Raw genomic sequence first — 13,930 nt, forward strand, 5'->3', positions numbered from 1 at the left:
GTGCGCGGAGCGGTGTCGGTGCCGGTGATCGCCAGCGGCGGAGCGGGTGCGGTGGAACATTTTGCGCCCGCGGTTTTTGCAGGTGCCGACGCCGTCCTCGCCGCGAGCGTGTTCCACTTCCGGGAACTGACCATCGGACAGGTGAAGGCGGCGATGGCAGCCGAAGGGATCGTGGTGAGGTGACTCTCGACAGTTCGATTGCGAAGCGGCTCAAGCGCACCGCGGATGGTCTGTTCACCGCGGTGGTGCAGGAGCGAAGTACCGGTCAGGTGCTGATGGTGGCGTGGATGGACGATGACGCCCTGGCTCGCACGCTGGAAACCCTTGAGGCCACCTACTTTTCGCGTTCCCGCGGCGAGCAGTGGATCAAGGGCGCGACGTCGGGGCACACGCAGCATGTGCACTCGGTGCGGCTGGACTGCGACGGAGACACCGTGCTGCTCGAGGTGGACCAGGTCGGCGGCGCCTGCCACACCGGCGACCACACCTGCTTCGACGCGGATGTGCTCCTGTCGCCGCAGGATCAGGCGGACTGACGCTGCCGCAGCACCTCGAGCGCCTTGTCGGCGTGGGTGTCCATGCTGAACTCGCTGGCGATCACCGCGAGCACGGTGCGATCGGTGTCGATGACGAACGTCGTTCGCTTCACCGGCATCAGCTTGCCCAGCAGGCCCCGTTTGACCCCGAACTGCGTGGCCACCACCCCGTCGGTGTCCGACAGCAGGGGATAGTCGAAGCTCTGCTGCTCGGCGAACTTGGCCTGCTTGTCGACCGCGTCGGCGCTGATCCCCACCCGGCTGGCGCCCACCGCGGCGAACTCCGCCGCCAGGTCGCGGAAGTGGCAGGCTTCCTTGGTGCATCCCGGCGTCATCGCCGCAGGGTAGAAGAACAACACGATCGGTCCGCCCGCCAGCAGTTCGGTCAACGTCCTCGTCGTCCCCGTCTGGTCGGGTAGTTCGAAGTCGGACACCTGGTCACCCTGATTGATGCGGTCCATGGTTCCTACCGTACGTCTGGGAGGATGACACCGTGCAGACGACCGTCCACCTCGTGACGACCTCGCGTGAGGACTTCCGAGCGCTGGCCGCCGAGCACCGTGTGGTCCCGGTGACGCGCAAGGTGCTCGCCGACAGTGAGACACCCCTGTCGGCCTACCGCAAGCTGGCCGCCAATCGTCCGGGGACGTTCCTGCTCGAGTCGGCGGAAAACGGTCGGTCGTGGTCGCGCTGGTCGTTCATCGGTGCCGGCGCCCCGTCGGCGCTGACGGTTCGCGACGGCGAGGCGGCGTGGCTGGGTGTCACCCCGAAGGACGCGCCCTCGGGTGGTGACCCGCTGGATGCGCTGCGCCAGACGCTGACGCTGCTGGAGACCGCTGCGCTACCGGGGCTGCCGCCGCTGTCCTCCGGGCTGGTCGGGTTCTTCGCCTACGATCTGGTGCGCCGGCTCGAGCGCCTCCCCGAGCTGACCGTCGACGACCTCGGCCTGCCCGACATGCTGCTGCTGCTGGCGACCGACGTCGCCGCGGTCGACCACCACGAAGGCACGATCACGTTGATCGCCAACGCCGTCAACTGGAACGGCACCGACGAACGTGTCGACTGGGCCTACGACGACGCGGTCGCCAGGCTCGAGGTGATGACCGCCGCGCTGGCCGAGCCGCTCAAGTCGACGGTCGCCACGTTCAGCAGGCCCGCGCCGCAGCATCGCTCGCAACGCACCGTCGAGGAGTACACCGAGATCGTCGAGAAGCTCGTCGGCGACATCGAGGCGGGCGAAGCCTTCCAGGTGGTGCCGTCACAGCGGTTCGAGATGACGACCCCCGCAGATCCTCTCGATGTCTACCGGATGCTGCGGGTCAGCAACCCCAGCCCGTACATGTATCTGCTCAACGTCCCCGATCATGATGGGGGACTGGACTTCTCGATCGTCGGGTCGAGCCCCGAGGCGCTCGTCACCGTCAAGGAGGGGCGCGCGACGACCCATCCGATCGCGGGTACCCGGTGGCGCGGGGACAGCGAGGAGGAGGACCTGCTGCTGGAGAAGGAGCTGCTGTCCGACGAGAAGGAGCGCGCCGAGCACCTGATGCTCGTCGACCTCGGGCGCAACGATCTGGGCCGGGTCTGCACCCCCGGCACGGTGCGGGTGGAGGACTACAGCCACATCGAGCGCTACAGCCACGTCATGCACCTGGTGTCCACGGTGACCGGGCTGCTCGCCGACGGCAGAACCGCCCTGGACGCCGTGACGGCGTGTTTTCCGGCGGGCACGCTGTCAGGAGCGCCCAAGGTGCGGGCGATGGAGCTCATCGAGGAGGTCGAGAAGACTCGTCGCGGCCTCTACGGCGGGGTTCTGGGTTACCTCGACTTCGCCGGCAACGCCGACTTCGCGATCGCGATCCGCACCGCACTGATGCGTGACGGCACCGCCTACGTGCAGGCCGGTGGCGGTGTCGTCGCCGATTCCAACGGTCCCTACGAGTACACCGAGGCCGCCAACAAGGCCCGGGCGGTGCTCAGTGCCATCGCCGCCGCCGAAACGCTGAGCGAGCCGTGATCCGGTTCGCGCAGCTGTTCCTGGTGCTCGCCGCGGTGGGCCTGTGGGTGGCGTCGCGGCTCACGTGGGTCCAGATCACCTCGTTCGACGGTCTCGGGCATCCCAGGACCGCCGACCTGTCCGGGGCGGTGTGGTCCACGGCGCTGATCCCGCTGGCCCTGCTGGTCGCCGCGGCCGGGGTGGCCGCGCTGGCCGTGCGTGGCTGGCCGTTACGGGTGCTGTCGGTGCTGGTGGCGGCGGCCAGCGCCGGAATGGGCTATCTGGCGATCAGCCTGTGGGTCGTCGCCGACGTCGCGGTACGTGCCGCTCAGCTGGCGGAGGTGCCGGTCGCGGACCTGCTCGACACCCAGCGGCACTACGTTGGTGCCGGCGTGACGCTGGTCGCCGCAGTCCTGTCGCTGCTCGGATCCGTGCTGCTCATGCGGTCGGCGTCCGGTGCGCGGACGGAACCGGCGCGGTACACCCGTCGCCCGACGGCCCGGCCCGATGAGCCGGCGGCTGCGATGTCGGAGCGGATGCTCTGGGACGCCCTCGACGAGGGCTCCGATCCGACCCGGGACCCGGCCGATCCGGACAACAAGGGGCGGTGATCGACAGTGGCGTGGTGGCGACTACCCTTCGTTAGGAATCAGATGGCAGTCAGGGGAAGGGAAGCGACACCTATGGGTTCGGCGTCCGTGCTCGACTCCATCCTCGAAGGAGTCCGTGCCGACGTTGCTGCTCGTGAGGCCGTCGTCAGCCTGGCCGAAGTCAAGGAACAGGCCAAGGGCGCGCGCAAGCCGCTCGACGTGATGGCCGCCCTGCGCGCCCCGGGGATCGGGGTGATCGCCGAGGTGAAGCGGGCCAGCCCGTCACGCGGCGAGCTGGCGTCGATCGGTGACCCGGCGGAGCTCGCCCGAGCCTATGAGGACGGCGGGGCCCGGGTGATCAGCGTGCTGACCGAAGAGCGTCGCTTCAACGGGTCGCTCGACGACCTGGACGCGGTGCGTGCCGCGGTGTCGATTCCCGTGTTGCGCAAGGACTTCATCATCCGGCCGTACCAGATCCACGAAGCACGCGCGCACGGTGCGGACATGCTCCTGCTGATCGTCGCGGCACTGGAGCAGCCGGTACTCGTGTCGCTGCTCGAGCGCACCGAATCGTTGGGCATGACCGCGCTGGTCGAGGTGCACACCGAGGAGGAGGCGGACCGGGCGTTGCAGGCCGGTGCCTCCGTGATCGGTGTGAACGCCCGAGACCTGAAGACGCTCGAGGTCGACCGGGACTGCTTCGGCAGAATCGCGCCCGGACTGCCCAGCAATGTCATCCGGATCGCCGAGTCGGGGGTGCGTGGCACCGCGGACCTGCTCGCCTACGCCGGCGCCGGCGCCGACGCGGTTCTGGTCGGCGAGGGGCTGGTCACCAGCGGTGACCCGCGCAGCGCCGTCGCCGACCTCGTCACGGCCGGTACGCATCCGTCGTGCCCGAAGACATCACGTTAAGTGACTGAGAACGCCGGCCCCGAACTGCCGCGCGCCAGTGCGGCGGTGGCCGAACCCACCACCCACGACCCTGACGCACGGGGGCACTTCGGTGCCTACGGCGGACGATATGTCCCCGAAGCGTTGATGGCCGTCATCGAGGAGGTGACCGCCGCCTACGAGAAGGCGCGCGGTGACCAGACCTTCCTCGATGAACTCGATCGCCTCCAGCGGCATTACACCGGACGGCCGTCACCGGTGTACGAAGCCGAACGCCTCAGCGAACACGCAGGCGGGGCTCGGATCTTCTTGAAGCGAGAAGACCTCAACCACACTGGATCCCACAAGATCAACAACGTCCTCGGGCAGGCTCTGCTCGCCCGGCAGATGGGCAAGACCCGGGTCATCGCCGAGACCGGGGCCGGTCAGCACGGGGTTGCCACGGCGACCGCCTGCGCGCTGATGGGTCTGGAGTGCGTCATCTACATGGGTGCGGTCGACACCGCGCGGCAGGCGCTCAACGTGGCCCGGATGCGGCTGCTGGGTGCGTCGGTGGTGCCGGTCGAGTCGGGGTCCAAGACCCTCAAGGACGCCATCAACGAGACGTTCCGGGACTGGGTCACCAACGCCGACAACACCTACTACTGCTTCGGCACGGCGGCCGGCCCGCACCCGTTCCCGATGATGGTGCGCGACTTCCAGAGGGTGATCGGGCTCGAGGCCCGGGCGCAGATGCTGGATCAGGCGGGTCGGTTGCCCGATGCCGTGGTCGCGTGTGTGGGCGGCGGTTCCAACGCGATCGGGATCTTCCATGCATTCCTCGACGACCCCGAAGTCCGGCTGATCGGTTACGAAGCGGCCGGCGACGGCGTCGAAACCGGCCGCCACGCGGCCACGTTCACCGGTGGGTCGCCGGGGGCGTTCCAAGGGTCGTACTCGTACCTGTTGCAGGACGAGGACGGTCAGACCATCGAATCCCATTCCATCTCTGCGGGTTTGGACTATCCGGGTGTCGGTCCTGAGCACGCGCTGCTCAAAGATGTGGGCCGGGCGCGCTACGAACCGATCACCGACACCGAGGCGATGGACGCATTGTCATTGCTGAGCCGGGCCGAGGGGATCATCCCGGCCATCGAGTCCGCCCACGCCGTCGCCGGAGCGCTGAAGCTGGGCTCCGAACTCGGCGCCGGATCCCTCATTCTGGTGAACCTGTCCGGACGCGGGGACAAGGACGTCGAGACGGCGGCGAAGTGGTTCGGGCTGCTCGAAGGCGGAACGTGATGAGTCGGCTGGCAAGCCTCTTCGACTCCTGTCGCGCCGAGAACCGGTCCGCACTGATCGGGTACCTGCCCACCGGCTTCCCCGATGTGGCGACCTCCATCTCGGCGATGACCGCGCTGGTCGAGTCCGGATGCGACCTGATCGAGGTCGGCGTTGCCTACTCCGACCCAGGCATGGACGGACCCACCATCGCCGCGGCGACGGAGGCGGCGTTGAGCGGCGGCGTCAAGGTGCACGACGCGCTCACTGCGGTCGAGGCCATCAGCAACGCCGGCGGCCGCGCGGTCGTGATGACGTATTGGAACCTGGTGCTACGCAAGGGAGTCGACACGTTCGCTCGTGACCTGGCGTCGGCCGGAGGGCTCGGAATGATCACGCCTGACCTGATCCCCGACGAGGCCGAGGAGTGGATCGCGGCATCGGAGGCGCACGACCTGGACAGGATCTTCCTGGTGGCGCCGTCGTCGACGCCGCAGCGGCTGGCCGAGACGGTGCAGGCTTCCCGCGGATTCGTCTACGCGGCGTCGATGATGGGTGTCACCGGCGCCCGTGATGCGGTGTCGAACGCCGCCCCCGAACTGGTCTCCCGGGTCAAAGCGATCTCGGACATCCCGGTCGGTGTCGGTCTCGGTGTGCGCTCCCGTGAGCAGGCCGCCGAGATCGGCGCCTATGCAGACGGGGTCATCGTCGGTTCGGCGCTGGTGTCCGCCCTCAAAGACGGGATTCCGGCACTGCGGTCCTTGACCGAGGAACTCGCTGACGGCGTGCGCCAGAGGATCACCGCGTGACCACGACGGTCCTCGCCTACATCCCGAGTCCGTCTCAGGGGGTCTGGCAACTCGGGCCGCTGCCGCTGCGCGCCTACGCACTGTTCATCATCGCCGGGATCATCGCTGCGTTGGTGATCGGCGACCGGCGTTGGGTGGCCAGGGGAGGTGAACCAGGGGTCATCTACGACGTCGCGTTGTGGGCGGTGCCGTTCGGTCTCATCGGTGGCCGCGTGTACCACGTGCTCACCGACTGGAGTACCTACTTCGGGTCCGACGGAGCAGGTTTCAGCGCCGCGCTGCGGATATGGGATGGCGGCCTCGGTATCTGGGGCGCAGTCGCCTTGGGTGCGTTCGGCGCCTGGATCGCCTGCCGGCTGCGCGGGATACCGCTGCCTGCGTTCGGCGACGCGATCGCGCCGGGAATCATTCTCGCCCAAGGCATCGGGCGGCTGGGCAACTACTTCAACCAGGAACTGTACGGTCGGCCGACGACGCTACCGTGGGGCTTGGAGATCTACGAGCGACGCAACGCCAACGGGGTGCTCGATTCCCTGAACGGGGTGTCGACGGGCGAGCTCATCGCGGTTGTCCATCCGACGTTCCTGTACGAACTGTTGTGGAATCTGCTGGTCTTCGCGGCGCTGATCATCATCGACCGCAGGTTCAGGATCGGACACGGCCGACTGTTCGCGATGTATGTGGCGGGCTACTGCCTCGGCCGGTTCTGGATCGAACTGATGCGCAGCGACGCTGCCACATTGATCGCGGGTGTTCGCGTCAATTCGTTCACTGCGACCTTCGTTTTCATCGGTGCCGTCGTGTACATCATGGCTGCGCCCAAGGGGCGAGAAGACCCAGCGACCCTGCTGGGTAAACCGTACGGGAAAGCCGACGAAGACACCGGTGTCGAGGACTTGGTCAAGGATGTCGCCGTCGCGGCGTCCACGACCGGCGTCGTCGCCGCGGCCAGAGTCGCTGCCGAAGAGGACGAGGCCGACGCTAAAGAGTCCGAGACTGTGTCCGACGAGTCGGTGACTGCGGCTGTTGGTGGTGTGGGTTCGGTTGAGGGTGACGAGGCCAGCGAGGCTGCTGAGGGTGCTTCGGAGGCTCATGAGGCCGCTGTCGAGGGTGAGATTGACGCGGAGGCACTGGTCGCTGAGGTTGATGCCGAAGAGTCCGAGGGCGACGCGGTTGATCAAGAGCTCGAAGGTGAGGCTGACTCCGAGGCGGTTGTCGGTGACGAGGCCGACGCCGAAGACTCCGAGGCTGTGTCCGAAGAGTCGGTGACTGCGGCTGTTGGTGGTGGTGTGGGTTCGGTCGAGGGTGACGAGGCCAGCGAGGTTGCCGAGGGTGCTTCGGAGGCTCATGAGGCCGCTGTCGAGGGTGAGATTGACGCGGAGGTGCTAGCCGCCGGGGTCGACGCTGAAGAGTCCGAGGTCGACGCAGTCGAGGTCGACGCAGTCGAGGTCGACGCAGTCGAGGTTGACGAAGAGCTCGAAGGTGATGGCGCCGAGGCTGACGAGGCCGACGCTGAAGAGCCCGAGTCTGATGTCCCGGTGACTGCGGCTGTTGGTGGTGTGGGTTCGGTCGAGGGTGACGAGGCCAGCGAGGTTGCCGAGGGCGCTTCGGAGGCTCATGAGGCCGCTGTAGAGGGTGAAGCTGACGCCGAGGAATTGGTCGCTGAGGTTGATGCTGAAGAGTCCGAGGCCGACGCCGACGCCGACGCTGAAGAGGCCGAAGGTGATGGCGCCGAGGCCGACGGTGAAGAGCCCGAGGCTGATGTCCCGTTGAGTGCGGCTGTTGGTGGTGTGGGTTCGGTCGAGGGCGACGAGGTGGGTGAGGCTGCCGAGGGCGCTTCGGAGGCTCATGAAACCGCCGTTGACGGTGAGATTGAGGCGGAGACGTTAGCTGCCGAGGTCGACACCGAAGAGCCCGAGGCGGACGCCGAGTCAGTGATCGAAGACGGTGATGGCATTGCGGTCGAGGGCGCTTCTGTAGCTGAGGCACTGGAAGCCGAACTTGACGCGGATGAGGAAGCGGCCGAGGACTTCGGCGAGGCGGCTGTCGACGATGTCGAGGACGCCCCGGATTCACCCGACCCAGACCAACTCGCAGCGGAAGGCGCTTCTGTTGCAGAGGCGTTGGCAGCTGAGGTTGAGCCCGAACCCGGCGACGGCGACGCCGATACTGCCAGTCGATCCGGTTCGCCGACCAGCTTCGAGACTGCGTCTGGTATTAACTATCGCCCGTCGGGTGGCAGAGTCCGCCAGTGGCTGCGTCGACGCAGGAATCGCTGAGTCACGGCATTGCTGGGGAAATGGCGATGATCCCCAGGCGCAAAGGGTTGCAGCGGTTCGTGACACGGGAATCTGTCACACGGCGGTGGCATAATCGAAAGTATGTTCGAGTCCACCGAAGCTCCAGAACTCATCGACGTGATGGGTTCGGCGCTGCGCAGGGAGTCGGCCGCTGTAGCTGAGCGTTTGGCCGCGGTCGCTGCGTTGTTGCGGCGCCGTCGTGAGGAATATGTGGAGGCGGAGCTCTGGCTCACCGATGTGGTTGAGGCGGTGGCCGCCGAGGTTTCGGCCGCTCAGAACATCAGCCGATCGAGAGCGAGAAGTCAGGTGCAGATGGCTGAGCATCTGTATCAACGGCTACCGCGTGTCGCCGAATTGTTCGCCCGCGGAGATATCGATCTGCGAATGGTGCACACGGTAATCAACCGAACCGACAACGTCGAGGACGACGTGATAGCCGTCGTCGACGACGCATTGGCGCAGCGGGTGAGCAAGTGGATGCGGTTGTCGACTCGCAAGCTGCGCGACCGCCTCGATTTATGGGTGGCGAAATTCGACCCGGCAGCCGTACGCGTGCCGCCGGTTGCCAAGGACAACCGGTATTTCGACATCGAGCCGCATATCCCGGGCCTGGCTTTCGCGGGTGGCGTACTCAACGCACTGGACGCGGCCGCCCTGGACCAACTCGTCATCGAAATTGCCGGCACGGTATGCGCCGATGATCCGCGGACTATTTCGCAGCGGCGCTCTGATGCTTGTGGTGCGATCGGGCGCAGAGAGTCGACGTTGAAATGCCAGTGCGGATCCCCGGCCTGCCCGGCCGTGCAGACCCGCGAGGAAGCAACCCAGCTTGCCATCCACGTCCTCGCTGAGCAGGCCACTCTCGACGGGACCAGCGACAATCCTGGTTATCTGTCAGGCTTCGGGATCCTGCCCGCCGAAGAGGTGCGTGAAGCCGCCAAATCGAAGGGAGCCGTATTCAAACCGGTGTGTCTGCCCGGCGCGGACCCGGAAGCGGGATATCGCCCGTCAGCTCGGTTGAAGGACTATCTGCAGTGGCGTGACCTCACGTGCCGATTTCCGGGCTGCGATGCGCCGGTCGCGCGGTGCGACGTGGACCATACGAAGCCTTGGCCGTTCGGCGTTACGCATGCATCAGGGTGTAAGCATTACTGCCGGACGCATCATCTGATCAAGACCTTCTATACCGGTGAGAACGGCTGGAGTGACGAGCAACGTTCTGACGGCACCATCGAGCTCAGGGCACCGACCGGACACGTCTACACCACCGAAGCCCACGGCGGCCAGCTGTTTCCCGCCCTGGCGGTGCCCACAGCTCCGCTGCCAGAGGTCGAAGTCCCCGAGCAGTCGGCCAACAGGTCAGCGATGATGCCGCGGCGCATCAGAACCCGCGAACAGGACCGCAGGGACCGGATCAGCCGCGAGCGTCGACAACGCGTCGAAATCGATGCCGAGCAAGAACGCCAGCACCAGGCGTGGCTCGCCGCCACCTACGAACCGCCACCCTTCTGAGCGGCGAGCGGTTCTGGCATGCTGGGGGAATGACGGAGCCCCAGTTCAGTGGCAATGACGGTGGCCACTCGTATCCACCGCCGCCGCAGCAGCCGGGTTATCCACCGCCCGGCCAGTACCCGCCGCCGGCGGGGCAGTACCCGTATCCCTATATGGACCCGGGCGCGCCCTACGGCCGCCATCCGATGACGGGTGAGCCGCTGTCGGAGAAGTCCAAAGTGGTCGCCGGGCTGCTGCAACTGCTGGGGCTTCTCGGTCTGGTCGGCATCGGTCGGATCTACCTCGGTTACACGGGCCTGGGCATCGCCCAACTCGTCGTCGGGCTGATCACCTGCGGTATCGGTGCGGTCATCTGGGGGATCATCGACGCCATTCTGATCCTCACCGACAAGGTACGGGACCCGGACGGACGACCACTGCGCGATGGCACCTAGCAGCACGTCCAGCCCCACCAGGGTCTACACCGCGCTCGGCACCGGCGCAGTGGCGGCCGGCGGCCTGGCGTATGTGGGCCTCGGTGATCCACACAGCACGAGTTTTGTGTTCCCGCCCTGCCCCTTCAAAGCGCTGACCGGATTGAACTGCCCGGCATGCGGTGGACTCCGGATGACCCACGACCTGCTGCACGGCGATCTGGCCTCCGCGTTCGTCGACAACGCTTTTCTGCTCATCGGCCTGCCGATGCTGTTGGTCTGGGTGCTGGTGCGCCGGAGTCGCGGAAGACCAGCGCTGAACGTCTCCACGTTCGTTGTGATCATCGCCGCAGCGGTGACGTGGACCGTCGTACGCAATCTCCCTGGGTTTCCGCTGGTCCCGACAGTTCTCGACGGGTAGCCACCGCACTGCGCTGATACACTCGATCAACGGGCCGGTGCAGTCCCTGACCAGGAACTTCAGGACTGCGGAGGCCCATGTCCATGCTGTTTTCGGCATCGCCCGAACCCCAAGGCTTGTACGACCCCGACAACGAGTCGGACTCCTGTGGTGTGGCGATGGTGACCGACATCCGGGGGCGGCGGTCACATTCCATCGTGACCGACGGCCTGGTCGCCCTGGAACATCTCGAGCACCGCGGAGCGGCAGGGGCCGAACCCAACAGCGGTGACGGTGCCGGCATCCTCATCCAGCTCCCGGTCGATCTGCTGCGCGAGGCCGTCGAGTTCGAACTCCCGGCTCCAGCCGTCGACGGCGCCAACACCTTCGCCGCCGGGATCTGCTTCCTGCCCCAGGAACCCGGTGCCCGCACCGCCGCCCGCGACATGGTCGAATCCATCGCCGCAGAGGAGGGTCTCGAGGTCCTGGGGTGGCGCGATGTTCCTGTCGACCCCGACGGCGCCGAAGTCGGCGTCACCGCCCTGGGCTGCATGCCGCACATGTCCCAGCTTTTCGTCTCTGCGCCCGAACACAAGCTCGGCGGCGTCGATCTCGACCGCCGGGTGTTTCCGATGCGAAAGCGTGCCGAGCGCACCGGTGTGTACTTCCCGTCGCTGTCGAGCCGCACCATGGTCTACAAGGGCATGCTCACGACGATGCAACTGCCCCAATACTTTCCGGACCTTCGTGACGAGCGCTGTGTCAGTGCGATCGCGATCGTGCACAGCCGATTCTCGACGAACACCTTTCCGTCTTGGCCACTGGCTCACCCGTTCCGGTTCGTTGCCCACAACGGCGAGATCAACACCGTGCGCGGCAACCGCAACCGGATGCACGCCCGCGAGGCCATGCTGGGCAGCGCACGCATTCCCGGCGAGCTAAGCAGACTTTCGCCGATCTGCACACCCGAAGCGTCCGACTCGGCATCCTTCGACGAGGTTCTCGAGCTGCTGCATCTCGGCGGCCGCAGCCTTCCCCACGCCGTGCTGATGATGATCCCCGAGGCGTGGGAGAACAACAGCGCGATGGACCCCGCCGAGCGGGCGTTCTGGCAGTTCCACGCCTCGCTGATGGAGCCGTGGGACGGCCCCGCCTGCGTCACGTTCACCGACGGGACGTTGGTCGGGGCGGTTCTGGACCGCAACGGATTGCGGCCTGGACGCTGGTGGCGCACCATCGACGACCGGATCATCCTGGCCAGCGAGAGCGGTGTGCTCGATGTGCCTTCCGCCCAGGTCGTGGCGAAGGGACGTCTGCAGCCGGGCAAGATGTTCCTGATCGACACCGAGGCGGGCCGCATCGTCTCCGACGACGAGGTCAAAGAGCAGCTCGCTGCGGCCGAGCCGTACGGCGAATGGCTGCACGCCGGTTTGCTCGACCTCAAGACGCTGCCCGACCGCGCCCGGGTCGCACCCAACCATGAGTCGGTGGTTCGCCGGCAGGTCGCCTTCGGCTACACCGAGGAAGACCTGAGGATCCTGCTCGCACCGATGGCGGCGTCGGGGGCAGAGCCCCTGGGGTCGATGGGGACCGACACCCCGACCGCGGTGCTGTCGCAGCGCTCCAAGCAGCTCTATGACTACTTCGTCGAGCTGTTCGCCCAGGTGACCAACCCTCCGCTGGATGCCATCCGCGAAGAGGTGGTCACCTCCATGTCACGGGTCATGGGGCCCGAGCACAACCTGCTCGAACCGGCGGCGGCTTCCTGCCGCCAGATCGTGCTGCGCTGGCCGGTCCTCGACAACGACGAACTCAACAAGATCGTCCACATCAATCACGACGGGGAACAGCCGGGCCTGCGCACCGCGGTCCTGCGGGCACTCTACGACGTCGAACGCGGTGGCGAGGGCCTTGCTGAAGCCATCGAGGACCTGAGGCTGCGGGCCTGCGATGCCATCGCCAAAGGTGCTCGGACACTGGTGATCTCAGACCGGGACTCCGACCACACCAAAGCTCCGATTCCATCGTTGCTCGCCGTGTCGGCGGTGCACCACCACCTGGTGCGTACCAAACAACGCACCATGGTCGCCCTTGTCGTGGAGACCGGCGACGCCCGCGAGGTCCACCACATCGCGATGCTGATCGGGTTCGGTGCCGCGGCGGTCAACCCGTACCTGGCCTTCGAGTCCATCGAAGACCTGATCCGCGAGGGTGAACTCACCGGCATCGAAGTCGCCACCGCGGTACGCAACTACCTCAAGGCGCTCGGCAAGGGCGTCATGAAGGTGATGAGCAAGATGGGCATCTCCACCGTCGCCTCCTACACCGGCGCGCAGGCGTTCGAGGCTGTGGGGATCGACAAGGCCGTCATCGACGAGTACTTCAGCGGCACCCCCTCTCAACTCGGCGGCATCGGCCTCGACGTCATCGCCGAAGAGGTCAAACTGCGTCATCGCCGTGCCTACCCGGAGAACCCCACCGAGCGGGTACACCGACGACTGGAGGTCGGGGGCGAGTACGCGTTCCGTCGTGAGGGCGAACTTCACCTCTTCACGCCCGAAGTGGTTTTCCTGCTTCAGCATTCGACGCGCACCGGACGATACGAAGTCTTCCAGAACTACTCCGACGAGGTGAACCGGCTGGCGGCCGAAGGCGGCGCGCTGCGGGGGTTGTTCGAGTTCCGGAAGGACCTCCGCCCGCCGGTGCCGTTGGAGGAGGTCGAGCCGGTCGAATCCATCGTCAGCAGGTTCAACACCGGGGCGATGAGCTACGGCTCGATCTCCGCCGAAGCCCACGAGACGATGGCCGTCGCGATGAACAGGCTCGGCGGCCGGTCCAACAGCGGGGAGGGCGGCGAGGACGTCGACCGCCTGTACGACCCGGCCCGCCGCAGCGCGGTCAAGCAGGTTGCCTCCGGTCGCTTCGGAGTGACCAGTGACTACCTGGTGAACGCCTCCGACATCCAGATCAAGATGGCTCAGGGCGCCAAACCCGGTGAGGGCGGTCAGCTCCCGGGTTACAAGGTGTATCCCAACATCGCCAAGACCCGGCACTCCACCCCGGGCGTCGGGCTCATCTCGCCACCGCCGCACCACGACATCTATTCGATCGAGGACCTCGCCCAGCTGATCCACGACCTGAAGAACGCCAACTCCGAGGCCCGCATCCACGTCAAGCTGGTCAGCTCGGTGGGCGTGGGCACCGTCGCGGCCGGGGTGTCCAA

The 13,930-nt window shown here is 66.6% G+C and carries 13 protein-coding genes; 12 read left to right on the forward strand and 1 reads right to left on the reverse strand.

Annotation, left to right across the window (positions count from 1 at the left end; translation table 11 throughout):
- Both WA944_RS14020 and hisI read left to right on the forward strand, forming a co-directional pair.
- Positions 1 to 183: HisA/HisF-related TIM barrel protein (locus tag WA944_RS14020; RefSeq protein ID WP_526370252.1), on the forward strand; the 183-nt coding region annotated here is incomplete at its 5' end.
- Complete coding sequence (gene hisI, locus WA944_RS14025) at positions 180 to 536, forward strand: phosphoribosyl-AMP cyclohydrolase (RefSeq protein ID WP_526370250.1); 357 nt, start codon at positions 180 to 182, stop codon at positions 534 to 536. The genes WA944_RS14020 and hisI, both read left to right, overlap by 4 nt.
- Here the strand turns inward: hisI and WA944_RS14030 are convergent.
- Complete coding sequence (locus WA944_RS14030; RefSeq protein WP_526370254.1) at positions 524 to 988, reverse strand: peroxiredoxin; 465 nt, start codon at positions 986 to 988, stop codon at positions 524 to 526. The genes hisI and WA944_RS14030 overlap by 13 nt on opposite strands.
- Positions 989 to 1,029: 41 nt before the next feature.
- Between WA944_RS14030 and WA944_RS14035 the strand changes: the two genes are divergently transcribed.
- From WA944_RS14035 to gltB, 10 genes are all read left to right on the forward strand, one after another.
- Positions 1,030 to 2,553 (forward strand): anthranilate synthase component I, encoded by a 1,524-nt coding sequence (locus tag WA944_RS14035; protein ID WP_526370248.1) that lies wholly within the window; start codon positions 1,030 to 1,032, stop codon positions 2,551 to 2,553.
- Positions 2,550 to 3,143 (forward strand): TIGR02234 family membrane protein, encoded by a 594-nt coding sequence (locus WA944_RS14040; RefSeq protein WP_526370246.1) that lies wholly within the window; start codon positions 2,550 to 2,552, stop codon positions 3,141 to 3,143. Before WA944_RS14035 ends, WA944_RS14040 begins: the two co-directional genes overlap by 4 nt.
- 72 nt (positions 3,144 to 3,215) lie before the next feature.
- Positions 3,216 to 4,034: an indole-3-glycerol phosphate synthase TrpC gene (gene trpC, locus WA944_RS14045; protein WP_370333404.1), complete on the forward strand. Its 819-nt coding sequence runs from the start codon at positions 3,216 to 3,218 to the stop codon at positions 4,032 to 4,034.
- Complete coding sequence (gene trpB, locus WA944_RS14050; protein ID WP_526370244.1) at positions 4,035 to 5,294, forward strand: tryptophan synthase subunit beta; 1,260 nt, start codon at positions 4,035 to 4,037, stop codon at positions 5,292 to 5,294.
- Positions 5,294 to 6,082, forward strand: a complete 789-nt coding sequence (gene trpA, locus WA944_RS14055; protein ID WP_526647050.1) for a tryptophan synthase subunit alpha — start codon at positions 5,294 to 5,296, stop codon at positions 6,080 to 6,082. The genes trpB and trpA overlap by 1 nt, the downstream gene beginning before the upstream one ends.
- Positions 6,079 to 8,361: a prolipoprotein diacylglyceryl transferase gene (gene lgt / locus WA944_RS14060; RefSeq protein ID WP_526647051.1), complete on the forward strand. Its 2,283-nt coding sequence runs from the start codon at positions 6,079 to 6,081 to the stop codon at positions 8,359 to 8,361. Before trpA ends, lgt begins: the two co-directional genes overlap by 4 nt.
- Before the next feature lie 102 nt (positions 8,362 to 8,463).
- Entirely contained in the window at positions 8,464 to 9,894 is a 1,431-nt protein-coding gene (locus WA944_RS14065; RefSeq protein ID WP_526647052.1) for an HNH endonuclease signature motif containing protein, read from the forward strand.
- A 29-nt stretch (positions 9,895 to 9,923) separates the two neighbouring features.
- Complete coding sequence (locus WA944_RS14070) at positions 9,924 to 10,328, forward strand: NINE protein (protein WP_526369017.1); 405 nt, start codon at positions 9,924 to 9,926, stop codon at positions 10,326 to 10,328.
- Positions 10,318 to 10,728 (forward strand): DUF2752 domain-containing protein, encoded by a 411-nt coding sequence (locus tag WA944_RS14075; protein ID WP_526369015.1) that lies wholly within the window; start codon positions 10,318 to 10,320, stop codon positions 10,726 to 10,728. Before WA944_RS14070 ends, WA944_RS14075 begins: the two co-directional genes overlap by 11 nt.
- 83 nt (positions 10,729 to 10,811) lie before the next feature.
- The coding region (gene gltB, locus WA944_RS14080) for a glutamate synthase large subunit (protein ID WP_526647053.1) at positions 10,812 to 13,930 on the forward strand (3,119 nt) is incomplete at its 3' end.

The organism is Mycobacterium sp. (assembly GCF_049683355.1).
Lineage (GTDB): Bacteria > Actinomycetota > Actinomycetes > Mycobacteriales > Mycobacteriaceae > Mycobacterium.

Bases quoted from the DNA above. Each gene is read 5' to 3' on its own strand.
- WA944_RS14075 (WP_526369015.1), top strand. From the start codon at position 10,318: ATGGCACCTAGCAGCACGTCCAGCCCCACCAGGGTCTACACCGCGCTC.
- trpC (WP_370333404.1), top strand. From the start codon at position 3,216: ATGGGTTCGGCGTCCGTGCTCGACTCCATCCTCGAAGGAGTCCGTGCC.
- trpA (WP_526647050.1), top strand. From the start codon at position 5,294: ATGAGTCGGCTGGCAAGCCTCTTCGACTCCTGTCGCGCCGAGAACCGG.
- WA944_RS14065 (WP_526647052.1), top strand. From the start codon at position 8,464: ATGTTCGAGTCCACCGAAGCTCCAGAACTCATCGACGTGATGGGTTCG.
- WA944_RS14070 (WP_526369017.1), top strand. From the start codon at position 9,924: ATGACGGAGCCCCAGTTCAGTGGCAATGACGGTGGCCACTCGTATCCA.